General features: G+C 69.5%; 21 protein-coding genes. 8 read left to right on the top strand and 13 right to left on the bottom strand.

Features of this window, described 5'->3' with window-relative positions; translation table 11 throughout:
- Window positions 1-54: 54 nt before the first annotated feature.
- Entirely contained in the window at window positions 55-1,317 is a 1,263-nt protein-coding gene (locus tag ACUZ2Y_RS28265; protein ID WP_476324565.1) for an SAM-dependent methyltransferase, read from the bottom strand.
- Between the two features lie 74 nt (window positions 1,318-1,391).
- On the opposite strand from ACUZ2Y_RS28265, the gene ACUZ2Y_RS28260 reads away from it, so the two are divergent.
- Entirely contained in the window at window positions 1,392-2,558 is a 1,167-nt protein-coding gene (locus tag ACUZ2Y_RS28260; protein ID WP_476324563.1) for an 8-amino-7-oxononanoate synthase, read from the top strand.
- Window positions 2,559-2,925: 367 nt separating this feature from the next.
- Here ACUZ2Y_RS28260 and ACUZ2Y_RS28255 read toward each other — a convergent pair whose 3' ends face one another.
- Entirely contained in the window at window positions 2,926-3,381 is a 456-nt protein-coding gene (locus ACUZ2Y_RS28255) for a GNAT family N-acetyltransferase (RefSeq protein ID WP_476324561.1), read from the bottom strand.
- A gap of 13 nt (window positions 3,382-3,394) precedes the next feature.
- On the bottom strand, window positions 3,395-4,165 hold the full coding sequence (locus tag ACUZ2Y_RS28250; RefSeq protein ID WP_476324559.1) for a S1 family peptidase: 771 nt from the start codon (window positions 4,163-4,165) through the stop codon (window positions 3,395-3,397).
- Window positions 4,166-4,297: 132 nt separating this feature from the next.
- Here ACUZ2Y_RS28250 and ACUZ2Y_RS28245 point away from each other — a divergent pair, with 132 nt between their 5' ends.
- The 3 genes from ACUZ2Y_RS28245 to ACUZ2Y_RS28235 all read left to right on the top strand — a co-directional run bounded on the left by ACUZ2Y_RS28245 (window position 4,298) and on the right by ACUZ2Y_RS28235 (window position 6,637).
- Window positions 4,298-5,188: a M15 family metallopeptidase gene (locus ACUZ2Y_RS28245; RefSeq protein WP_476324557.1), complete on the top strand. Its 891-nt coding sequence runs from the start codon at window positions 4,298-4,300 to the stop codon at window positions 5,186-5,188.
- A gap of 4 nt (window positions 5,189-5,192) precedes the next feature.
- Complete coding sequence (locus ACUZ2Y_RS28240) at window positions 5,193-5,525, top strand: YnfA family protein (RefSeq protein WP_476324554.1); 333 nt, start codon at window positions 5,193-5,195, stop codon at window positions 5,523-5,525.
- Between the two features lie 278 nt (window positions 5,526-5,803).
- Window positions 5,804-6,637, top strand: a complete 834-nt coding sequence (locus tag ACUZ2Y_RS28235) for an ABC transporter substrate-binding protein (RefSeq protein WP_476324552.1) — start codon at window positions 5,804-5,806, stop codon at window positions 6,635-6,637.
- 206 nt (window positions 6,638-6,843) lie between these two features.
- Here the strand turns inward: ACUZ2Y_RS28235 and ACUZ2Y_RS28230 are convergent, their stop codons facing one another.
- On the bottom strand, window positions 6,844-7,896 hold the full coding sequence (locus tag ACUZ2Y_RS28230) for a M48 family metallopeptidase (RefSeq protein WP_476324550.1): 1,053 nt from the start codon (window positions 7,894-7,896) through the stop codon (window positions 6,844-6,846).
- 128 nt (window positions 7,897-8,024) lie between these two features.
- Here ACUZ2Y_RS28230 and ACUZ2Y_RS28225 point away from each other — a divergent pair, with 128 nt between their 5' ends.
- The 3 genes from ACUZ2Y_RS28225 to ACUZ2Y_RS28215 are packed head-to-tail and all read left to right on the top strand — an operon-like array spanning window position 8,025 to window position 10,693.
- A complete protein-coding gene (locus ACUZ2Y_RS28225; protein WP_476324548.1) occupies window positions 8,025-8,561 on the top strand; it encodes a YbhB/YbcL family Raf kinase inhibitor-like protein in 537 nt (178 codons plus the stop codon).
- A gap of 36 nt (window positions 8,562-8,597) precedes the next feature.
- Entirely contained in the window at window positions 8,598-9,977 is a 1,380-nt protein-coding gene (locus ACUZ2Y_RS28220) for a mycothione reductase (RefSeq protein WP_476324546.1), read from the top strand.
- Window positions 9,978-10,018: 41 nt separating this feature from the next.
- Entirely contained in the window at window positions 10,019-10,693 is a 675-nt protein-coding gene (locus ACUZ2Y_RS28215) for a FadR/GntR family transcriptional regulator (protein WP_476332114.1), read from the top strand.
- Window positions 10,694-10,879: 186 nt separating this feature from the next.
- Here ACUZ2Y_RS28215 and ACUZ2Y_RS28210 read toward each other — a convergent pair whose 3' ends face one another.
- On the bottom strand, window positions 10,880-12,427 hold the full coding sequence (locus tag ACUZ2Y_RS28210; protein WP_476324544.1) for a cobyric acid synthase: 1,548 nt from the start codon (window positions 12,425-12,427) through the stop codon (window positions 10,880-10,882).
- A gap of 49 nt (window positions 12,428-12,476) precedes the next feature.
- Between ACUZ2Y_RS28210 and ACUZ2Y_RS28205 the strand changes: the two genes are divergently transcribed.
- The gene (locus ACUZ2Y_RS28205) at window positions 12,477-13,166 is read left to right on the top strand and encodes an alpha/beta fold hydrolase (RefSeq protein ID WP_476324542.1); all 690 of its coding nucleotides are present in this window, start codon (window positions 12,477-12,479) and stop codon (window positions 13,164-13,166) included.
- Here ACUZ2Y_RS28205 and map read toward each other — a convergent pair.
- The 8 genes from map to dxr form a co-directional block, all read right to left on the bottom strand.
- A complete protein-coding gene (gene map / locus ACUZ2Y_RS28200) occupies window positions 13,163-14,020 on the bottom strand; it encodes a type I methionyl aminopeptidase (protein ID WP_476324540.1) in 858 nt (285 codons plus the stop codon). The genes ACUZ2Y_RS28205 and map overlap by 4 nt on opposite strands.
- A gap of 21 nt (window positions 14,021-14,041) precedes the next feature.
- Entirely contained in the window at window positions 14,042-15,847 is a 1,806-nt protein-coding gene (locus ACUZ2Y_RS28195; protein WP_476324538.1) for a penicillin-binding transpeptidase domain-containing protein, read from the bottom strand.
- Window positions 15,848-15,893: 46 nt separating this feature from the next.
- Window positions 15,894-16,751: a GNAT family N-acetyltransferase gene (locus ACUZ2Y_RS28190; RefSeq protein WP_476324536.1), complete on the bottom strand. Its 858-nt coding sequence runs from the start codon at window positions 16,749-16,751 to the stop codon at window positions 15,894-15,896.
- Between the two features lie 41 nt (window positions 16,752-16,792).
- Entirely contained in the window at window positions 16,793-17,395 is a 603-nt protein-coding gene (locus ACUZ2Y_RS28185) for an HNH endonuclease (protein WP_476324534.1), read from the bottom strand.
- Window positions 17,396-17,526: 131 nt separating this feature from the next.
- Window positions 17,527-18,891: an AAA family ATPase gene (locus ACUZ2Y_RS28180; protein ID WP_476324532.1), complete on the bottom strand. Its 1,365-nt coding sequence runs from the start codon at window positions 18,889-18,891 to the stop codon at window positions 17,527-17,529.
- A 58-nt stretch (window positions 18,892-18,949) separates the two neighbouring features.
- Entirely contained in the window at window positions 18,950-20,077 is a 1,128-nt protein-coding gene (gene ispG / locus ACUZ2Y_RS28175) for a flavodoxin-dependent (E)-4-hydroxy-3-methylbut-2-enyl-diphosphate synthase (RefSeq protein WP_476332112.1), read from the bottom strand.
- 41 nt (window positions 20,078-20,118) lie between these two features.
- Window positions 20,119-21,339 carry a M50 family metallopeptidase gene (locus ACUZ2Y_RS28170; RefSeq protein WP_476324530.1) on the bottom strand — a complete coding sequence of 407 codons (1,221 nt, stop codon included), beginning with the start codon at window positions 21,337-21,339 and terminating at the stop codon, window positions 20,119-20,121.
- Between the two features lie 2 nt (window positions 21,340-21,341).
- Window positions 21,342-22,592: a 1-deoxy-D-xylulose-5-phosphate reductoisomerase gene (dxr, locus tag ACUZ2Y_RS28165; protein ID WP_476324529.1), complete on the bottom strand. Its 1,251-nt coding sequence runs from the start codon at window positions 22,590-22,592 to the stop codon at window positions 21,342-21,344.
- Window positions 22,593-22,645: the final 53 nt, after the last annotated feature.

Below are 22,645 nucleotides of genomic sequence, written 5' to 3'. Positions count from 1 at the left end.
GTAGACGGTGGCCCGATCAGGAGCAAGGGTCGAGCACAAGATGTTACCGGCGGGTCAGGCCTTCTTCGTCGACCGGCGGTTCGCCGTGCGGGTGGTGCCGGCGCTCTTCTTGGCGGCGGGCTTGGCCGCGGTCGTCTTGGCCTTGACCTCGGGCTGCGTCGCGCCGTTGACCGCGGATCCGTTGGACTTCACGGCCTCGTCCACCGCTGCGTCTACCGCTGCGGACCGGGCCGAACCGTTGGTCTCGGGCTTCGCCTTGCCGTTCGGGGCGGGTGCCGCCGAGCCGTTGACGGCGGGCCGGGGAACGCTCTCGATCATGGGTGTCGGCGCTGGAGGAGGTGTGGCTGAGCCACCGTTGTCGTCGCCGGGAATGTCGGCGTCCGCCACCTCGACGGTGACAGTCGAGCCGTTGCGGGCGGAGTCGTTGACAGCGCCGTTGCGGGCGGCGATCGGGGCGGGCTCGGTCTCGGGGGAATCCTGCTCGACGCAGGTGCGCACCTTGGTGCTGCCGTTGCGCGCCCAGGACGTCCCCACCTCGGCCTGCATCCGGGAGCGCCAGCCGCCGTTGCGCGAAACCCAGCGCGGCGCTGGGACGTCGTCCTCGGCGGGTCGCACGTATCCGGGTCGGGGCTTGTCCTCGCGCAGGGCGTCGCCGATGAGGAACAGGGTGTGGCGCCACAGGTTGCGGCGCTTCACCGCGGCGGCCAGCTCGCCGACGGTGGTGCGCAGCAGGACCTCGTCGGGCCAGGTGGTCTTGTAGGCCACGGCGACCGGCATCTCGGGGTCGACGCCGCCGCTGAGCAGCGCCTCGGCGAGGTCGGCGGCACGGGCGGCCGGGGCGTGCACGGCGACCGTGGCGCACCGGGTGACCATCGCGCGGACGCGGGAGAAGTCGGCTTCGGTGAACACGACGGTCTCGGCGACGCCGGACTCGACCAGCGCGTTGCCGGTGGCGGCGGCAGCGGCCGACGCGGGCGCGACACCGGGGATGATCTCGACGTCGAGGCCGAGCTTCTCGCAGAGTTCGCGCTGCTCGCGCACATCGGGCGACTGCGCGGCGTCCCCCGCGAACAGGCGGACCGCGCTGGAGCGCCTGCTGGCGGCCATGCGGTAGTGCTCGACGAGTTCCTCTGGGGTGGCACGCGAGCTGTCGACGAGTTCGGCGCCGTCCTTGGTGTGCTCACGCACCCAGCCGGGGTCGATCACCGCCGGGCTGTAGACGACCAGATCGGCCGCACCGATCCGACTCGCCCCCCGCAGGGTGATGAGGTCAGCCGCTCCCGGTCCCGCTCCGATGAAATACACGGCGCCACGCATGGGCACGACCGTATCGGTGTCGTGTTCGCCACCCGGACCTGGGCCTGCGTCTCCGCGATGTAACACTCCGATGCGTGACCGACGAAACCCATCCGGCCGAAGCGGCGTTCGCCTGGCTCGACGCCCACGCCGACGACCGCAGGCGCGCGGGTCTGAGCAGGCAGCTCCGCCCGCGCCGGGCGGATTCCGACCTGCTTGACCTGGCGAGCAACGACTACCTCGGGCTGGCCCGCGACAAGCGCGTCAGCGGCGCGGCCGCGGCGGCCACCCTGCGCTGGGGCGCCGGGTCCACCGGGTCGCGGCTGGTCACGGGCAGCACGGAGCTGCACAGCGAGCTGGAGTTCGAGCTGGCCCGGTTCTGCGGCGCGCAGGCGGCGCTGGTGTTCTCGTCGGGTTTCGCGGCGAACCTGGGCGCGGTGACGGCGTTGTCGGGCAAGAACTGCGCGATCGTCACCGACGCCTACATCCACGCCTCCCTGATCGACGGCTGCAGGCTCTCCCGCGCGGATGTCGCGGTAGTCGCCCACAGCGACGCCGCAGCGGCAGGGCGCGCGTTGGCGACCCGGCGGGCCGAGCGCGGTCTGATGGTCACCGACTCGGTGTTCTCGGTGGACGGTGACCTGGCGCCGCTGACGGAGCTGGCGGAGGTCTGTCGGGCTAACGGCGCCGCTCTGATCGCCGACGACGCCCACGGCTTCGGCGTCCTGGGTGACGGCGGCCGCGGCGCGGTTCACGCGGCCGGGTTGTCCAGTGCACCCGATGTGGTGACAACCCTGACCCTGTCGAAGTCCCTCGGCGCCCAGGGCGGGGCCGTGGTCGGGCCGCGGAAGGTCATCCGACACCTCGTGGAGAACGCGCGATCGTTCATCTTCGACACCGGCCTGGCCCCCGGCAGCGCGGCGGCGGCACTGACCGCGCTGACTGTGCTGAAGGAAGAGCCGGAGCGGGCGGGGCGGGCGCTGGCGGTCGCGGTGACCCTCGCGGAGCGGTTGCGGGAAGCCGGACTTCAGGTGTCGGAGCCGACCGCGGCCGTGGTGTCGGTGCGTGCGCCGTCGCCGGAGGCCGCGGTGAAGTGGGCGGACGACTGCCGGGCGGCTGGTGTGTGGGTGGGGTGCTTCCGACCCCCGTCAGTACCGGACAAGGTGTCGCGGCTGCGGCTGACGGCACGGGCGGACCTCACCCCGGTTGACATCGACCGGGCTGTCACGGTCATCACCGAACACGCTCCGCCGCGCGCCTGATTTCGCATTTCGCGGGCGAGGTGAACCAGGGTGGTGCGCCCCCCACATGCCCGGAAACCGAAAGCAGACCGGATCGTCTGCGGTGTCGACACCCGCGCCGAGACCCCCCGCCCTGCCGTCATGTTGATCAACGATGCACACCTTCGGGGGTGCGAGCACCGGCACCTACGGCACGTTCTCACTCGCCATCACACGGCGAAGGCGTGAGGGTGGACGAGATCAACCGCGCTGGTCGCCGCCAAGTCCGACCCGGCAACCTGACAAACCAAAGGAGCATTCCGGGGGGACGGCCCTGGCCACTCTATCGGCGGTCGGGCGATTTGCGATGGGTGCGCGTTGGCCTGCCGATAGGTGCGCGGTCGGCGGCTTAGGCAGGTGCGTTCGCTGGGCGGCGCATGGTGATGTGGGGGATGCCGTCCTCCTCGAACGGGTCGCCGGCGGGGACGTAGCCGAAGCGGGCGTACATGCCTTGGGCTTGCACCTGGGCGTCGAGGACGCTGTCGACTTCGCCGATGTGGGCCAAGGCCGCCGCCATGAGCTTGCCGCCCAGGCCGGTGCCTCGGGCATCCTTCGCGGTGCAGACGCGGCCGATGCGGACTGGGCGGCCGGCGTCGGCGGGGAGGATGCGCAGGCAGGCAAGGGGTTCGGGGGCCTCGGCAGGCTGCCACCACAGGTGCACGGTGTCGGCGGCGAGGTCACGGCCGTCGAGTTCCGGGTAGGGGCATTCCTGCTCGACGACGAAGACGTCGACCCGGAGCTTGAGCAGGGCGTAGAGCTGGGCTGCCGTCAGGTCCGGCCCGGCGGCGGTGTGCAGTGCGGTCACGCCGCCTTGGATATCACAGGTGTTCGGCGATGTCAGAGGCGTAGACGGTCACGCGGGTGTAGACGCCGGGCTTGTTCGCCTCGGCGCAGCCTTCGCCCCAGGAGGCGATGCCGACGAGCCTGCCCGCGATGACCAAGGGGCCACCCGAGTCGCCCTGGCAGGTGTCGACGCCGCCTTCGGGGAAGCCGGCGCAGACCATCGACTCTTCCGCGAAGGCCTTGTAGGACTTCTGGCAGGTGTCGTCGGCGATGGTCGGGACCTCGGCCTTGAGCAGGTAGCGCGACGCCGGGCCGCCGTCGGAGGTGCGGCCCCAGCCGAGGATCGTGCCGCGGGTGCCCGGCTTGTAGAGGGCGTCGTCGCGGGAGTCGGCGATGGGCAGGATCTGGTATTCGAGGGGCTTGGCGAGGGTCAGCACGGCGATGTCGGCGCCACTGGCCACGTCGGTGAAGCCCGGGTGGATCCACGTGCTGGTGACCTTGACCTCGACACCCTCGGTGGAGCGCTTGTCCTCACGGCCCGCGATGACGCGGATGTCCTTGGGGGCATAGGCCTGGGCGCAGTGCGCCGCGGTGACGACCTTGTCCTCGGCGACGAGGGTGCCCCCGCAGAACTGGTAGCCGTCGCGAGTGGCTATATAGACCATGTACGGATGGTCGGCGATCTGCGCGCGGGTCCCGCCGACGATCTGCTCACGCGCGTCCGCGGCGAACTGGCCGAGGACGACGGCGACGATGGCGATGGCGGCGGCGACACCGATGATGCGGCGCGCGGCGGTTCCCCCCATGGGAGAGTCTCCTGTCGGTGAGTTTGGGCAACGATCCGTGCTCCGCAAGACACGCTAGGTCAAACGGACCCGAAATAGTGACTCGGTGTGGTCGCACGAATGGGTGGAAGTTGGGGCGGGCATGCTGGAGGGGTGCCGTACCGCATCCGGGTCGTTCTCGCCCTCACGCTGGTCCTTGTCGTAGGGGCGTGCGTCACGCCGCCCGAGCAGGCCGCGGCGCGGCGGTCCACGGAACCCCAGGTCACAGGCAGCTCTCCCGCACCGACGACGACGACCGCCCCCACTGCGGCGTCGAGCGCGGCTCCCCCGCCCAGCACGGCGGCGGCGAAGCCCGCGTGGGTCGTGGGTGCGACCCCGCTTCCGTTGCGGCCCGACGGTTTCGGCCAGGTGCTCCCGACACCCCCCGTACTGGTGAACCGGTCACTCCCGACCGCGGATCGGCTGCCCCCGCCGGCGGGCGGGTACACGGCGACGGTGTCGGCGATCCCGGACGACGTGCTCGCCCGCAGCACCTGGCGGGTCGACTGCCCGGTGGGCCGCGACGACCTGCGGTACCTGACGATGTCGTTCTGGGGTTACGACGGTCGCGCGCACACCGGCGAGATGATCGTGAACGCGTCGGTCGCGCGGAACGTGACGAAGGTGTTCGAGGAACTGTTCAAGAATCGGTTCCCGCTGGAGGAGATGCGGGTGACCGCGCTGCCGGAACTCGACCTGCACCCGACCGGGGACGGGAACAACACCTCGGCGTTCGTGTGCCGCAAGACCGTGCGCTCGACGACGTGGTCGGCACACGCCTACGGGCTCGCCGTCGACATCAACCCGTTCTGCAACCCGTACATCCGCGGCGACTTGGTGTTGCCCGAACTGGCATCGTCCTATGTGGACCGGAAGAACGTCCGGCCGGGCATGATCTTCGCGGGGGACGTCGTGGTTCGTGCGTTCAGGTCGATCGGGTGGACGTGGGGCGGGACGTGGACCTCACCTGTCGACATCCAGCACTTCAGCTCAACCGGAAGGTGAAGCGGTGAACGTCGTGAAGTCGGTCCTGCTGTTCGGGGTGGCGGCGGTCGCCGAGATCGGCGGGGCCTGGCTGGTGTGGCAGGGCGTCCGGGAACAGCGTGGGTGGCTGTGGATGCTCGGCGGCGTACTGGCGTTGGGGGCGTACGGGTTCGTGGCCACGCTGCAGCCGGACGCGCATTTCGGGCGCATCTTGGCCGCTTATGGCGGCGTCTTCGTCGTTGGGTCGCTGCTGTGGGGGATGGCGGCGGACGGCTTTCGGCCTGACCGGTTTGACGTGATCGGGGCCGCCGTGTGCCTGGTCGGCGTTGTGGTGATCATGTACGCGCCGCGTGGGTGAGCTCACCGGTTCCACTTCAGTCAACCCGAGATGGTCTGGTCCATTCTTTTCAGCAGCCCACACGGCCGTCTTGACTCGAATCCACAAAGGATAGTGCTCAAGCTGGACAATCTCCGTTGCGTGCGTCGACTTTCGACCATTGTGGACAGCGCTTTTGTTTCCGGCAACTTGCCACCCGACTCGACAATCTGCATACTCTCATGCCCGGGACGCAATTTGCGCACTTCACTCTGCAGTCACTGACCCCGAAAAGACCGCCGGGGACAGGGGTTGACCTCGTGTTCCCTGCCGCACCCGACGTCCGAACGGCCTTGCTTCCCGCGAAAGCGCGCGTCCCCGAGGTCAGGGACCAGAACGAGGGGGACAACTACACCGCGCCCCTCGGTGGTGCGTTCGCGAACGCCATCAGGGCGGACAAGACCGGCAAGTACGAGTTGGTGGATCCCCCGATGGTGTTCAACTCGACCCTCGACAGCGCCGGAACCATCCTCGGCGGCAACGCCAACAAGGTGTGCGACCACCGGGTCGACGTCGTCCACTTCGCCGGACGCGGCGGGGACTTGCGGGGGTTTCTGCACGGGCTCGCCCTGCGGACCTGCGCGGCTGAACGCCCCCTGCTGGTGCTCGGCCCACCGGATATCGCCCGCAACGTGGACGACGAGCTGTGGCGCAGCGGGTCCGCGGCGAACATGACTCTCCTCGTCCCTGGTCTGACGAGCGCCGAGATGTGGGAGCAGGACAAGGGAGCCGCGTCGGCGGAGATCGTCGCGCGCTTCGGCGAATGCCAAGGCTGCTACCGCGACCTCTTCCACAACGAGACGATGTTCGACAGTGACGCCGCACTGTCCCACGATGCCGTGTGGACGGCGATCTTGGCGATCCAGCAGGTCGTCAAACAAACCAACTCGACGCGGCCCAAGCGCGCACAGGTCGCCCAAGCACTCAATCAGCTCACCGTCAGCGGAGTGAGCGGATGGATCTGCACGTTCGACGCGAATCACAACCCGGTCAACAAGGCCGTGCCGATCCTCACTCTCGACCACGACGGCCGACTCAAGTATCAGGGCCTGTCGTCCACTCTCGGCTCGCCCGCCATCAACGGCTGCGGCTAGCTCCTGGCCTGCGAGTCCGGCACGCGCTATCCGCGCCCGGACTCACAGGACAGGTCCTAGGGATCGATAGAGCCGAAGCGGGGCGACCCGCTCTTGACCGCCAACGGCGGCTCGTCTCGACCGATCAATCGAGGCGAGCCGCATTGTCGACGCAGCAGCAGGCAGCATCGACCTGGGCGCCTTTCACCACCGCAGACCGCGGTGTGTCAGGAGTCGGTGGTGGTGTTCGCGTTGCCGTCGGGGCGGTTGCCGAACTTGCTGAAGACCTTGTTGGCCGCGTCGGACATGGCGTCGCCTACGCCGTTGAAGATTTTGAAGAGGGGGTCTGACGACTCGTTGAAGGAGTCCTTGTAGGACTTCGCGGCGGTGCGGAGGTCGTCGGTGAAAGCCGAGGAGGGGGTGTCGTCGTCTCGACGGGCGTAGGTGCCGGCGAGGATGGCTCGGTATTCCTCGGAGGCGGCCCACTTCTGCAACTGGGCGGCGCGGACTACGGCGAAGGGGTGGCTCATGCCCTCGACGCTGCGGAGCTTGTGGATGCTGTCGCGGATGTCGTCGACTTCCTCGTACTCCTTGGCCTGCTGCAGGAACGACGGGATATCGATCTGCGTCAGGTCGGTGCCGCCCGCGAGGTAGACGTGGGTGCGCAGCGCGGCCGCCGGGTCTTGGGCGCAGAGGAGTCCCGCGCGGTCGCAGGTCAGTTCGGCCTTGCGGAACCACTCGCGTAGGGCGGCGATGGCGGCTCGTAGGGCTAGGGCGCCCGCGGGGATGAAGGCGATCGTCATCTGCAGGTGGAGCAGGCGCAGCAGCAGGGTGCGCAGGACGGCGTGGCCGGACAACACATGGCCCATCTCGTGGCCGATGACGAACCGCAGGCTCTCAGTGTCGAGCGCCTCCACGAGGCCTGTCGTCAGGACGATGAACGGCTCGTCGATGCCGACGGTCATCGCGTTGGCGACCGGGTTGCGCTCGACATAGACCTTGGGGACGACATCGAGGTCGAGGGTCTCGGCGCACTCGACCACCAGCTGGTGGATCTTCGGGTACTGCTTCTCCCCCACCCGGATCGCCGACGCGAGCGCCAGCAGCCGCTCGCCGCGCTCGCTGAACAGGCCGGAGACCGCCTTGAGCACCTCGGACACACCCGGGATCGCGCGCAGACCAGCCATCGCGCCGCGGTCGGCCGGGTGTTCGTAGGCGCGCGGGCTGATCCGCGGGAACCGCACGCGCGTGGTCGAGCGCGAGACCTCGTTGTCCGTCACTTTCGTTCCTCCCCTGGGTGTGTTCCGGACCCACAGTAGGCCGATTCGGCGGAGAGCGTCGGCGTTTGTCCACAGGCACTAACCTTCGGATGAACAAGCATCGGCGAGCCCGCGGAGGATTGAAGACGATGAGCCTGGAACGCCCTGTCGCACCCGACCCGTACGCGCTGTTGCCGCGAACCGAGTCGTTCACCGTGACGTCCGACGACGTCCGCGACGGCGAGAAGGTCGCCCGCAAACACGTCTACGGCGGGGTGGGCGGCGACAACGTCTCCCCGCACCTGGCCTGGAGCGGCGCGCCGGAAGGCACCAAGAGCTTCGTCGTCACCTGCTTCGACCCCGACGCCCCGATCCCCGGCGGCTTCTGGCACTGGACCGCGGTCAACATCCCGGCGTCGATCACCGAGCTGGCCGCAGGCGCGGGCGCGCGGGACGAGACCCTGCCCGAGGGTGCTTTCCACGTCCGCAACGACTTCAGCACGCGCGACTACGCGGGCTCGGCCCCGCCCGAGGGCGACCAAGACCACCGCTACTACTTCGTCGTGCACGCCGTGGACGTCGAGAAGCTCGATGTCGACGAGAACTCCAGCGCGGCGGTGGTGAGCTTCAACCTGGCCTTCCACACCCTGGCCCGAGCCATCATCACCCCTACCTACCGGCACTAGGACGTTCACCGAGGGCCGATGCGGTTTGATGGGAAGGTGCGCCACTTCGATTTGATCATCATCGGGACCGGTTCCGGCAACTCCCTGCTCGACCCCAGGTTCGCGGACCTGGACGTTGCCATGGTCGAACGCGGGGTGTTCGGCGGGACGTGCATCAACGTCGGGTGCATCCCGACCAAGATGTTCGTCCACGCCGCCGACCTCGCCGCGACGCCGAAGGCCGCCGCCCGGCTCGGGGTCGACGCGACGCTCGACGGCGTGCGCTGGCCCGAGATCCGCGACCGGATCTTCGGACGGATCGACCCGATCGCCGAGGGCGGTCAGAAGTACCGCGAAGAGCACCCCGACAACGCGAACGTGACCCTCTACACGGGCAACGCGCGGTTTGTGGGCGAGCGGCGGTTGGAGATCGACGGCCAGGAGACGATCACTGCGGACCGGATCGTGCTCGCAGCCGGCGGCCGGCCGGTGGTCCCCGCGATCGAGGGCATCGACGACGTCGAGTTCCACACCAGCGACACGGTGATGCGACTCGACGAGCTGCCCGCGCGCATGGTGATCCTGGGTGGCGGGTTCATCGCCGCCGAGTTCGCCCACGTGTTCTCGTCGTTCGGTGTCGAGGTGACCGTGGTGGTCCGCTCCAGGGCTCTGCTGCGCCAAGAGGACCGCGACATCAGCGCCCGGTTCACCGAGCTGGCCCAGGCCCGCTGGGACGTCCGGCTCGACCGCAAGATCGAGCGCGTGGAGCGCGCGGGCGACGGTGTGCGGGTGCGGCTGGTGGGTGACGAGGTGATCGACGCCGACGTGCTGCTCGTCGCCGCCGGTCGCACGCCGAACTCCGACCAGCTCGACGTCGCCGCGGCCGGCATCAAGGTCGACGACCACGGCTACGTGGTGGTCGACGAGTTCCAGCGGGCGAGCGCGGAGGGCGTGTGGGCGCTGGGCGACATCTGTTCGCCGTGGGAGCTCAAGCACGTCGCGAACCACGAGGCGCGGGTCGTGCGGCACAACCTGCTCAACCCGGACACGCTGCTGGCCGCCGACCACCGGTTCGTCCCGCACGCGGTGTTCACCTCGCCCCAGATCGCCTCGGTCGGGCTCACGGAGCAGGAGGCGCAGCGCCAAGGCGTGAACTACGTGGTCTCCACGCAGGAGTACGCGGGCATCGCCTATGGGTGGGCGATGGAGGACACCACCGGTTTCGCGAAGCTGCTCGCCGACCCGAAGACCGGGCAGTTGATCGGCGCCCACATCATCGGCCCGCAGGCGTCCACGGTCATCCAACCGGTCGTCCAGGCGATGAGTTTCGGGCTCGACGCGCGGTCCATGGCGCAGGGTCAGTACTGGATTCACCCGGCCATGCCGGAGCTGATCGAGAACGCGCTGCTCAACCTCCCACTCGAGATGGGACACTGAACCCGACGGATGTGGGATGGCAGGACGAGAGGATGAGCGCGGTGCCGTTGGCGACGACTCGGCGAGCCGGTCTGGTGGACCAGGTGATCGAGCAGATGCGCACGGCGATCGCGAACGCCGAATGGAAGGTGGGCGAGCGCATCCCCACCGAGCCCGAGCTGGTCACCGCCCTGGGCGTCGGGCGGAACACGGTCCGGGAAGCCGTTCGCGCGTTGTCCCACGCGGGTCTGCTGGAGGTCCGTCAGGGCGACGGCACGTTCGTCCGGGCGACCAGCGAGTTCTCGGGTGCCGTCCGCCGGTTGGCGGGCACTGAGCTGCGCGATGTCCTTCAGGTCAGGCGCACCTTGGAGGTCGAGGGCGCCCGGCTGGCGGCGAGCAACCGCACGGACGCGGAACTGGCTGAGCTGACCACCCTGCTCGACGCTCGTGAGCGGGCGATGGAGGCGAAGGACTACGAGGTGGGCGTCGACAAGGACGCGGCTTTCCACCTCGCGGTGGTCCGGTGCTCGCACAACCAGCTGCTGGCGGAGCTGTACCAGGGGCTGACGGAGGTCGTGCGCGCTTCGGTGGCGAGCACGGTCCGCACCACACCGAGCAAGGCGAACGTCGACCACCGCCAGCTGCTCAACGCCATCCGAGACCAGGACGCGGACCGCGCGGCAGCCGAGGCAGCTGGCTTCCTCGACGAACTCCTAGCCAACCTCGACACCCCCTAGCCCCCACAAAGTCGCGAGTCGCCCCTCCAGGCAAGTGAGTCGCCCCTTCAGGCGACTGAGTTCAACGTTCAAGACCAGTCCGAGCCTTGGCGCCCGCGTCGCCTGCCCATGCCGCAGCCGCTCATGTCGGCGCCCAATGCGAACTCAATCGCCTGAATGTTGAACTCAGTCGCCTGAAGGGGCGACTCACTTGCCTGGAGGGGCGACTCGCGGTTTGGGGGCGCCGGGGGGGATGAAGGGGAGGGTGGGTGGGGGGCCGGTGTCGATCAGGTGGCGGATGGCGGCGGTGTCCAGGTGGTTTTCGACCAGGTCGCCGAGGATGTCGAGTTGGGTTGCTCGGGCGGTGGCGAACGAGGTGTCCGAGGCGGGCTTGAAGCCGTCGCGGCCTGCCCACTCGGCGGCCCAGCGCAGGATCGCGCGGCGGGGGGCGTCGTTCTCCAGCAGGCCGTGCCAGTGGGTGCCGAGGATCGCACCGTCGATGACGCCCTCGGTCGACCCGTCGGGCAGCGTCACCAAGCCCTCGTGTTCCGACCTGGTGACCCGCCCGTGGTGAATCTCGTAGCCGACCGCCTGCTCGCCGAAGACCGTCCCGTGTGGACGCGTCAGGACTTTCTCCGCGGCGAATTCCACGTCCATGTCCAGCAGCCCCAACGCCTCCACGGCTCCCGCGCCGGACTCGACCCGGTCGTCGATGCCGGTGCCGAGCATCTGGAAGCCCCCGCAGATGCCCACCACCGGCAGGCCGCGTCGGGCATGGGCCATGACGGCGTCGGCCAGACCGGTCCGGCGGAGCCAGTGCAGATCGTCCACTGTGGACTTCGAGCCGGGGAGGACGACCAGGTCGGCATCCGCGAGCCGCGACGGCTCGGTGACAAACCGGACCGAGACGCCGGGTTCGCAGGCCAACGCCTCGACGTCGGTCGCGTTCGAGATGCGGGGCAGGCGGACGACGGCGACGCGGAGCCACTGGGTGCCGACGGGAGGCGCGGGTCGGCCGACGACACCGTCGGCGGCGTATGACAGCGAGTCCTCCGCGTCGAGCCAGAGGTCTTCGGACCATGGGACAACACCCAGGACATCGCGGCCGGTCAGGGAACGCAACTGGCGCAGGCCCGGTTCGAGCAAGGCCGGGTCGCCGCGGAACTTGTTGATGACGAAGCCGGCGATCAGCGCCTGGTCGGCCGGATCGAGCAGGGCCAGGGTGCCGAAGAGGTGAGCGAAAACACCACCGCGGTCGATGTCGCCGACGACCAGGACCGGCAGGTTCGCCGCCCGGGCCAAACCCATGTTCGCGATGTCACTGGCCCGCAGGTTGATCTCCGTGGGCGAGCCCGCGCCCTCGCAGACGACGACTTCGTAATCCGAGCGCAGGTCGGCGAGAGTCGCCAGAACGGTCTCCATCAGCTCGCTCTTGCGCGCGCGATACGACAGCGCGGTAGTGACGCCGACCGGTTTGCCCAGGACCACGACCTGCGAACTGCGGTCGGACCCCGGCTTGAGCAGCACCGGGTTGAAGCGGACGCTCGGCTCGATCCCGCACGCCGCCGCCTGCAACGCCTGGGCCCGGCCGATCTCGCCGCCGTCGGGGGTGACCATCGAGTTGTTGGACATGTTCTGCGCCTTGAACGGCGCCACCCGCACCCCGGACCGGGCCAGCCACCGGCACAGACCCGCCACGAGGACGCTCTTGCCCGCGTCCGAGGTCGTCCCCGCGACCAACAACGCTCCGGACATTCGACCGTCCCCTCACCTTTCGTCGGGCCAGGCTGCCATCATCCCCGTTATGCCCGCCGCACCCGTCACCGCCGTCCTGGTGCACAGCCCGTTCCTCGGGCCCGCCAGCCTGCGTCCGCTCGCCGACGCGCTCGCCGCTCTCGGGCATCCCGCGGTCCTGCTGGACCTGCGCCTGAGCGTCGTCGCCTCACCCGTCCACCAGCGGCTCATCGGCGCGTTCGCCGACGCCCTGTCCGACGTGCCGCTCACCGGGCCGGTGGTCCTCGTGGGCCACAGCGCCGCCGGGCCGCTGCTGCCCGCGTTCGCCGAGGACCTGGAGGACGCCGTCGCGGGTCTGGTCTACCTCGACGCCGGCCTGCCGACGCCGGGTCAGAGCTGGCGCGAGACGGTGGCCCCCGAGGTCTACGACGGGCTGTACAAGATCAGCCGCAACGGCAGGCTTCCCCGCTGGCCGGACTGGTTCGACGCCGACCCGCTGCCCGACCTGGTCCACGACGAGGCCCTGCGGGCGGAGATCGCCGACGAAGCCCCCGAGGTGCCGATCGCGTTCCTCAAGGAGGCACGGCCGAGCGTGGAGTGGTCCGGCCCGTCGAGCTACGTCTGCCTCTCCGAGGCCTACGTCGATGAACTGACCCAGGCTCGCGAACTCGGCTGGCCGACCCGCGTGCTCGACTCGCACCACTTGGCTCCGGCGACCGATCCGGGACCGGTCGCCGCGGCTGTCCTAGAGGTGCTCTAAGCGAGCGTGAGGATCTCGGAGCCGGTGTCGGTGACGACGATGGTGTGCTCGAACTGGGCGGTCCAGCTCTTGTCCTTGGTCGTGACCGTCCAGTCGTCGTCCCAGATGTCGTAGTCGATGCCGCCGAGGGTGATCATCGGCTCGATCGTGAACGTCATGCCGGGCTCGATCATCGTGGTGACCGTGGGCTCCTCGTAGTGCAGGATCACCAGTCCACTGTGGAACGACGTGCCGATGCCGTGGCCGGTGAAGTCGCGCACCACGCCGTAGCCGAACCGCTTCGCGTAGGCCTCGATGACGCGGCCGATCACGTTGATCGCGCGACCCGGCCGCACGGCCTTGATCGCGCGCATCGTGGCCTCGTGGGTGCGCTCGACGAGCAGCCGGGCCTCCTCGGCGACCTCGCCCGCGAGGAACGTCGCGTTGGTGTCGCCGTGCACGCCGCCGATGAAAGCGGTGACGTCGATGTTGACGATGTCGCCGTCCTCGATCACCGTCGAGTCGGGGATGCCGTGGCAGATGACCTCGTTGAGCGAGACGCAGCAGGACTTCGGGAAGCCGCGGTAGCCCAGGGTCGACGGGTAGGCGTGGTGGTCGAGCAGGAACTCGTGCACGACCGCGTCGACGTCGTCGGTGGTCGCGCCCGGCTTGACGGCCTTGCCGCCCTCCCGCAGCGCCTGCGCGGCGATCCGCCCGGCCACCCGCATCGCCTCGACGATCTCCGGCGGCTGCACCCACGGGTCGGTGTTCTTCCGGGGCGCGGGCCGGTCGACGTACTCGGGACGGGCGATGGTGGAGGGCACGACGCGGCGAGGCGACTGCTCTCCCGGCTTCAGTGGAGCACGCACAGACATGACTACCAGCCTACGACCCGCTCAGGCGACCGCGCCGAGGAACCTCGCGGTGGCCTGCACGGCCGTGCCCGATTGGCCCACGTCGGTCAGCAGCACGGCGAACGCGAGGTCGCCGCGGTAGCCCACGAACCAGCCGTGCGAGTGCGTCCCGTCACCGAACTGCGCGGTGCCGGTCTTGCCCCGGACGTCGCCGTAGGGGCCGAGCGCGCCGGCAGTGCCGCCGGTGACGACCTCGCGCATCATGTCCCGCACCGGACCGAGCACCTCGGCGGCCACCGGCTCCGCAACGGTGTCTGACTTCGTCTCCGAGCCGCGCACCAGGACCGGCTTGGGCACCGAGCCGGACGCGACGGTGGCGGCCACGACCGCCATGCCGAACGGGCTGGCGACGACCTTGCCCTGGCCGAACCCGTCCTCGGCGCGCTCGACCTTGCCCGTGGCGGGCGGCACCGAGCCGGTGATGGTGGTGAAGCCCGGCACCACGTAGTCGACGCCCAGGCCGAGTTGCTTGGCCATGTTCGTCAGCTCGTCGGGTGCCATCGCGACGGCCAACTCCGCGAACGTGGTGTTGCACGAGAACGCGAACGCCGAGCGCAGCGGGATGACGCCCTTGTCGAACTTGCCGCTGTTGGGGATCTCGCGGCCGTCGATGACCTTGGTCCCCGGGCAGGCCAGCGGGGTGTCCGCGGCGGCCTTGCCGGACTTCAGCGCGGCCGCGGCGGTGACGATCTTGAACGTGGAGCCCGGCGGGTACCGGCCGGTGAGCGCGAGCTGGCCCGCGGCGTCGGCGGGCGCGTTCTGCGCGACCGCGAGGACGTCACCGGTGGACGGCTGGATCGCCACGATCATCGACGGCGTCGCCTCGCCGGCGATCGCGGCCTGGGCGGCGGTCTGCACCTGCTTGCTCAGCGCGACCCGCACCGCTGTCGCGGTCTCGGCCTGCTTGCTGAACAGCTCCTCGACGTCGGCACCCGCGCCGTCCACGGTGTGCACGCTCCACCCGGCCGCACCCTCGACCTGCTGTTCGACGAGCTTGCGGATGCCCGGCAGCAGGGTGGGCGCCAGCGCCTTGTCCACCGGCAGCAGCCGCGACTCGGCGGTGAAGCGGACCCCTTGCAGCTCGTAGATCTGCGCCCGGACCTTCTGGTAGTCGCCGTCGCGCAGCGCCACGATCTGGTAGGCCTTGCCGCCCGCTTTGGTCGCCCCGTCGAGGATCGACGCCTGGGTGATCGTCGGGTCGACCCCGGACAGCGCGCCCGCCAGCTGCCCGGCGATCGCGGTGGCGTCACCGGCCTTGCCCTGGTCGAACAGCACCGAGACCACCCGTTCGGGTTGCAGCATGGGTGTGCCGTCGCGGTCGAGCACCGGGGCGAGCGACGCCTCGATGTCGTGCACGGCGATCGTCTGCTGGGCGGCGAGCTTGGGGTGCAGGACGCTGGGCTCCCAGTGCACCTTCCACGCGTCGTTCTCGGTGCGCAGGTCGAAGGTGCTCGTGTAGGTCCAGAGCCTGCCGCGACCGAGGTCCCAGGTGATCTCGTAGGTCGCCTTCGCCGACGGCTCGCCTTCGGTGGCCACGATGTCCTTGACGTGCGCGATCACCGTCGCGGGCTTGATCCCGCCGCGCACCTTGTCCATCAGCGCCTTGGCCGATTCGACGGAGTCTGTGTGCTGGGAGGCGGTCACGGTGTCGCCGCCTGCGAACGCGGCGACGAACTGGTTGGCCGCGTCCTTGGGACCAGGGTCGGACCCGAAGCCGCAGGCGGTCAGCGGGAGGACGGCCACCAGCGCGGCGAGGAGAGCGGCGGGGCGGCTGAGGGAGACGCGCACGCCCCGCAGTATGCCCGTCGCCGTGTGCGGCTCGTGCGGGATCTCCTCAGAACAGCACCGTCGCGTACTGGCCGACCTGTGCGAACCCGATGCGCGTGTACGCGGCGCGCGCCGCGGAGTTGTACGAGTTCACGTAGAGGCTCGCCGTGCGACCCATGCCGTCGACCAGGCGGTGCACGACGGCGGCGGTGCCCGCGCTGCCGAGGCCCTCGCCGCGGCGGTCGGGGTGCACCCACACCCCCTGGATCTGGCCGACCGCGCTCGACAGCGCGCCGATCTCGGCCTTGAACACCACGTCGCCGCCCTCGAACCGGGCGAACGCGCGCCCGCCCGCGATCAGTTCGGCGACCCGCGCGCGATAACCGGACCCGCCATCTCCGATGCGGGGGTCGACACCGACCTCCTCGATGAACATCGCGATGGCGGCGGGCAGGTAGCGGTCGAGCTCGTCGGGCCGGACCGGGCGGACGAGCGGGTCGGGCGCGGTGGCGGGCGCGGTGGAGATCGCCATCAGCGGCTGGTCGGCGCGGACCTCGCGGGCCGGGCCCCAGTCGGGCTCCAGTTCCGACCACAGGCCGAGGACCTGCTCGGCCGGGCCGACCATCGACGAGCACATCCGGCGCCTGCGCAGCGCCCGCTCGGCGAAAGCCTGTAGAGCGGACCGCTTGCCGCGTAAGGGAATCAGATTGGGGCCGGCGAAGCAGAGCGCTTCCAACCTGCTCACCGGGCGCAGCCCGCGGGTCTCGCAGCCCCAGACCTCGCCACCCAGGCGCCACGGGTCCAGACCGACGGATTCGACTCGAGAGGCGACCATGCAGGACGCCACAGGGTCGGCGGTGAGCACCGCGCGCACCGCCTGACCGTCCCGTTCGTCGAGCAGCCGCGCTCCTGCAAGCCGCAACACCCCTCAAGCCTGCCAGAAACCGGGCCGCACGGGAAACGGAATCACCTGGCCAAACACGCGCGGAGCCGGGGATCGCGCAGGGTGGGCAGGACGTCGCTGTCGCGGCCGAAGACGATCTCTGCGCGCGGTACGTCGGCTTGGCGCAGCATCGCGTGGCACACGTCGGCGAACGGCTGCTCGCGGATGGTGAGGACGCATTCCTCCATGTCCGGCCCGTTGTCGCGGGTCCGGGCGCGCTCCCAGCCGCGCAGGCTCGCCACGACGACCCGTCTGGCCTGCTCACGGCCGCGCACCAGCAGCGCGCGGTTGAGCCCGAACACCTCGATGGTCGCGGTCCCTTTCGGCGTCAGCGCGCGGTACTCGCCGACCGACAGCGACAGCAGGAGGTGGTCGAACGGGTCTTCGCTGGTCGGGTCGACGAGCAGCGGCCTGCCCTTGTCGTCGACGGGGAACCGGTCGCGCTTCTGGTGGCTGTTGCACACCGAGCAGGCGAGGAGGTGGTTGAGCCAGTCGAAGGTCCGCAGCGGGGATCGGGAGAGCGGGTCGAAGTGGTCGATGTCGGCGCCGAGGCTGTCGCCGCAGTACATGCACCGCTGGACACCGGGGGCCATGTAGGCCAGCGCTTCACGAAGGGAGGCTTTCACCGCGGAATTCGTCCGCCAGAAGGCGCGAGCCGACGCCACACGTTCCGCGCGGCGGACGGCGGAGATTTTGTTGGTCAGGTCCGATAGTCGGTCCGTTGTTGTCGAGTGCAAAGTGACGCGAGCGATGCGAATCACGCGCCGGCAGCTCCCGCTTCGTGCAGCCGGGCAGTCACCTCTCCCACCCTGGCCACGGGTGAACTCTCAAGCAATTCGCGCAACTGCAGATAGCGCCGTTCCTGCTCTTCGTCGGCGACATCAGTGACGACCGCGACCTCAAGATCGACGAGTTCGCGGCGCAATGACTGCGCCTTCTCCGAGTATGGCGTATCCAGGCCGAAAAGGTCAGAGAGCACCGCGTCGTCCCCGCTGCCGAAAACGATGCGCTCATACAGGTCCTGACCGACCACGGAAGGAGGTTCTTCCTGGTCAGGGCCGGCAAGGCGGATCAGACCACCGGGGTCGGCGGCCTGGCAAATGTAGGGGCTATGGGTGGTGACAATGAATTGAATGTTGGGAAAATGAGACTTCAGCCAGCCACCGATACGCTTCTGCCAGGAGACGTGCAGGTGGGCGTCCACCTCATCGATGATGACCACTCCGGGTGCGGTGACCGCGGTGATCCCGGAGTCATTATTCACCGGAATGGTCCCATACGCGTCGTTGATCTGCTTCAACAAGTCGACAACGAGTGCCGCTACCGTTCGGTAACCGTCACTCATTTCGCGCAATGGGAATCGTTTGTCCCCATTGGCCACCCACAGGCCGTCGGAATCGACCTTCTCGATCCGATAACCGTCCGGTAGCAGTCCGTTCGCCAGAATTTGTAGCGCCGCTACCTTCAGCTGCTCGGCGCCGGGCCGCTCTTCGAGGGTTCGAAGGTGCTGCTCGATGAGCCACCCGACGCCCTCGGCGAGCGAGGCGTCCTCGTGGAAGAGGCTCACGAGCCGCGCGACCGGTCCGGGGCTGAGCATCAGCCGCTGCGCGTCACCGGCTCCGCCGACCAGCCTGCGGAACGGTCCGTAGGCCGCGCAGAACCACCCTCCCGGGTTGTCCTGCCACGGGCCGCGGGCGACGAACTGGCTGCGGCTGCTGGGGCTGCCCGCGGCCGCCATCGACGGCTGGTTGATGCGCCTGCCGTCGTCGCTGTCGTCCGGGTAGGTCCACTGCAGGCCCGCGCCGAAGTCGCGGGCGGGCAGCCTGCCCTTGCCGTAGAACCGGTCGAAGACCGGGTCGTAGGCGATGCGGACCTGGGCGGAGGCCTCGCGGCACCCCACCGTCACCCAGTTCTCGAAGTCGGGCACGAGACTGCGGGCCACGGCCGGGCCGCTGACCGCGAGGGCGATGCCCCGCAGCAGGGACGTCTTGCCGGATCCGTTGCGGCCCGCGATCACGGTCCAGCCCGCGTGCGAGCCGTCCGGTCGGGTGAGTGGCAGGTCGACGTCGCGCGCGCCGGAGAATCCGCGGATGTTCCGCAGTGTCACGCGGGCGAGGTACATGACGAAGGTCCCCTCTCCTGTCGACGCGGGGAACTCTACGGAAATTGATCCGTGTTCGTCAGCCCACGGTGACCGATGGCGTCCCTTCGGACTCGCCCATCTGCTCCGCGAGCCGCATCGCTTCCTCGATCAGGGTCTCGACGATCTGGTGCTCAGGCACGGTCTTGATGACCTGGCCCTTGACGAAGATCTGGCCCTTGCCGTTACCGGAGGCCACACCGAGGTCGGCTTCCCGTGCCTCGCCCGGCCCGTTCACGACACAGCCCATGACCGCGACGCGCAGCGGGACCTCCATGCCCTCCAGCCCCGCGGTCACCTCGTCGGCCAGCTTGTAGACGTCGACCTGGGCGCGCCCGCACGACGGGCACGACACGATCTCCAGCTTGCGCTGCTTGAGGTTGAGCGACTGCAGGATCTGGATGCCGACCTTGACCTCTTCGACGGGCGGCGCGGACAGCGAGACCCGGATCGTGTCGCCGATGCCCTGGCGCAGCAGGGCGCCGAACGCCACCGCGGACTTGATGGTGCCCTGGAACGCCGGACCGGCCTCGGTGACACCGAGGTGCAGCGGGTAGTCGCACTGCTCGGCCAGCAACTCGTAGGCGCGGATCATCACGACCGGGTCGTTGTGCTTGACCGAGATCTTGATGTCGTGGAAGTCGTGCTCGGCGAAGAGCGATGCCTCCCAGAGCGCCGACTCCGCCAACGCCTCCGGAGTGGCCTTGCCGTACTTCTTGAGCAGTCGCGGGTCGAGCGAACCGGCGTTGACGCCGATGCGGATCGGGGTGCCGTGGTCGCGCGCGGCCGCCGCGATCTCCTTGACCTGGTCGTCGAACTTGCGGATGTTGCCCGGATTCACCCGGACCGCGGCACACCCGGCCTCGATCGCGGCGAAGACGTACTTCGGCTGGAAGTGGATGTCGGCGATCACCGGGATCTGCGACTTCTTCGCGATCGCCGCCAGCGCCTCCGCGTCGTCCTGCGACGGGCACGCCACCCGCACGATGTCGCAGCCCGCCGCGGTCAGCTCGGCGATCTGCTGCAGGGTGGCGTTCACGTCCGCGGTGACCGTCGTCGTCATCGACTGCACCGAGATCGGCGACTCGCTGCCGACGCCGACGGAGCCGACCTGCAACTGCCTCGTCTTGCGGCGCTCGGAGAGCACCGGGGGCGGCAGCGCGGGCATCCCGAGCATCACGTCGGACATGTTCCTCAGACCTCTCGTGGTTACTGCAATCGAATCGGGTTGACGATGTCGGCGGTCACGGTGAGCAGCACGATCGCGCCACCCACGATCACCAGGACCATGGTGATCCCGGTGAGCTTGGTGTAGTCGACCGGACCCGCCGGGGCCAGGCCGCGCAGCTTGCGGATCAGATCGCGCGCCCGCTCGTAGAGCGTGATGGCGATATGCCCGCCGTCGAGTGGGAGCAGCGGCAGCAGGTTGAACACGCCGACGAAGAAGTTCAGCGCGGCCAGCATCAGGACGAAGATCTCCCAGATGCCCTGCTCGGCCGCGTCCGCGCCGATGACACTCGCGCCGACGACGCTGACCGGTCGCTCGGGGTCATTCTCCGCCCCGCCGATCGCGCGCACCACAGCGGGGATCTTCTCGGGGAAGCGCATGAGGCCTTCCCAGGTCTTGACGAACATCTCGCCGGTGAACGACACGGTGCCGCCGACCGCGGAGAGAACCGAGAAGTCGACCATCGCGGCCTTGCCGATGCCGACCGCGCCGACCTCCGTCAGCTTGGTGTCGTCCTTGCCGGGCTGCGCGTCGACCGGCACGCGCTTGACCGCCGCGACCGCGACCTTCATGGTCAGCTCCTGGCCGTCGCGGACGACGACGAAGGTGCTCTCCCCGCGCAGGTCGCGGACCGTGGTGAGGACCTCGGACCAGTTCGCGGTGCGCTTGCCGTTGACGCTGACGATCTCGTCGCCCTCGCGGATCCCGGCGGTGATGGCGGGCGACGGGTCGTTGGGGCCGCACTCGGCCTGCTTGAACGTCTTCGGGTCCATCGTGGGCGCCGCGCACGACGTGGAGCCGACGACCGCGCGGTTCTCGTAGTTCGGCAGGCCCATGGACACGGCCATCAGGTACAGGATGATGAAGCCGAGGATGAAGTGGGTGATCGACCCGGCGGACAGCACGACGATGCGCTTCCAGGCCGGGTAGCGCCACATGGCGCGGGGCGCCTCCTCGGGGGTGACCTCGTCGAGCGCGGTCATGCCCGCGATGTCGCAGAAGCCGCCCGCGGGGATCGCCTTGAGGCCGTACTCGGTCTCGCCGCGGCGGAACGAGAAGATCTTCGGTCCGAAACCGATGAAGTACCGGCGGACCTTCATGCCGAACGCCTTCGCGGTCAGCATGTGCCCCGCTTCGTGCAGTGCGACGGACACGCAGATGCCCAGCGCGAAGAGCACGAGACCCAGGAGCCAAACGAGCACGGTCAGTTCCTTCCCGGCCCGACGACGTCACGCGGACCAGCTGTCACCGCGAGGCGTTCTCGCGCGCGGGCGCGTGCCCAGTGCTCAGCGGCGAGCACCTCATCGACGTCGCGTGGCGCACCCTGCCAGTCGCCCGCGTCGTCGAGCACCCGAGCAATAGTGTCCACAATGGCTGTGAAGGTGGCGTCGCCTCGCAGGAAGGCGGCGACCGCCTCCTCGTTGGCCGCGTTGTAGACCGCGGGCAGGCAGCCCCCGGTCTCCCCCGCCGCCTGGGCCAGCCGCACCGCCGGGAACGTCTCGTGGTCGAGCGGTTCGAACGTCCATTGGGTGGCGGTGGTCCAGTCGCACGCCTTCGCGGCGCCCGGGATGCGGTCGGGCCAGCCCAGGGCCAGCGCGATCGGCAGCCGCATGTCCGGCGGGCTGGCCTGGGCCAGCGTCGACCCGTCGGTGAAGGTGACCATGGAGTGCACGATCGACTGCGGGTGCACCACCACGTCGATGCGGTCATACGGCACGTCGAAGAGCAGGTGCGCCTCGATCAGCTCCAGCGCCTTGTTCACCAGGGTCGCGGAGTTGATGGTGATGACCGGGCCCATCGCCCACGTCGGGTGCGCGAGGGCGTCGATCGCGGTGACGTCGGTCAGCTCGGCGCGGGTCTTCCCCCGAAAGGGACCACCCGATGCGGTGAGGACGAGTCGGTCGACCTCCTCGCTGCGACCGCCCCGCAACGCTTGGGCCATCGCCGAGTGCTCGGAGTCCACGGGGACGAGCTGGCCGGGCTTGGCCGCGTCCAGGACCAGCGAGCCGCCCGCGATGAGCGACTCCTTGTTGGCGAGGGCGAGCGTGGCGCCCGACTCGAGGGCCTTGAGGGTCGCGGGCAGGCCGCGGGAGCCGGTGATGGCGTTGAGGACGATGTCGGCGGGCACGGCCTCGATGAGGTCGGTGACCGCGTCCGGGCCCGCGAAGATGCGCGGCATCCGGAAGTCGCCCGAGGTGTAGCCCCGCTTCTGGGCCTCGGCGAACAGGGCTAGCTGGACGTCCTGGGCGGCCGTGGCCTTGGTGACCGCGATAGCGCCCGCCTGGAACCGCAGCGCCTGCTCGGCGAGCAGGGCCGGGTCGGACCCGCCCGCGGCGAGCCCCGCGACGGTGAAGCGGTCGGGGTTGGCGGCCACGACGTCGAGGGCCTGCGTCCCGACCGAACCGGTCGAGCCGAGTACCAGCAGTGAGCGCTCACGCGCGGGAGAGGGAGTCATCACGGTCCATTGTTCCCGAAGTCCGGCGGTCGGACGCACAGGTGGGGCGTGAT

The organism is Actinokineospora sp. UV203, from assembly GCF_056323665.1.
This window is presented reverse-complemented; position numbering and strand designations above follow the sequence as displayed.

Excerpts from the sequence above, each read along its gene's own strand:
- ACUZ2Y_RS28265 (WP_476324565.1), bottom strand. The coding sequence starts at position 1,317 with ATGCGTGGCGCCGTGTATTTCATCGGAGCGGGACCGGGAGCGGCTGAC.
- ACUZ2Y_RS28225 (WP_476324548.1), top strand. The coding sequence starts at position 8,025 with ATGAGCCTGGAACGCCCTGTCGCACCCGACCCGTACGCGCTGTTGCCG.
- ACUZ2Y_RS28205 (WP_476324542.1), top strand. The coding sequence starts at position 12,477 with ATGCCCGCCGCACCCGTCACCGCCGTCCTGGTGCACAGCCCGTTCCTC.
- map (WP_476324540.1), bottom strand. The coding sequence starts at position 14,020 with ATGTCTGTGCGTGCTCCACTGAAGCCGGGAGAGCAGTCGCCTCGCCGC.
- ACUZ2Y_RS28250 (WP_476324559.1), bottom strand. The coding sequence starts at position 4,165 with ATGGGGGGAACCGCCGCGCGCCGCATCATCGGTGTCGCCGCCGCCATC.
- ACUZ2Y_RS28180 (WP_476324532.1), bottom strand. The coding sequence starts at position 18,891 with ATGTACCTCGCCCGCGTGACACTGCGGAACATCCGCGGATTCTCCGGC.
- ispG (WP_476332112.1), bottom strand. The coding sequence starts at position 20,077 with ATGCCCGCGCTGCCGCCCCCGGTGCTCTCCGAGCGCCGCAAGACGAGG.
- dxr (WP_476324529.1), bottom strand. The coding sequence starts at position 22,592 with ATGACTCCCTCTCCCGCGCGTGAGCGCTCACTGCTGGTACTCGGCTCG.
- ACUZ2Y_RS28210 (WP_476324544.1), bottom strand. The coding sequence starts at position 12,427 with ATGTCCGGAGCGTTGTTGGTCGCGGGGACGACCTCGGACGCGGGCAAG.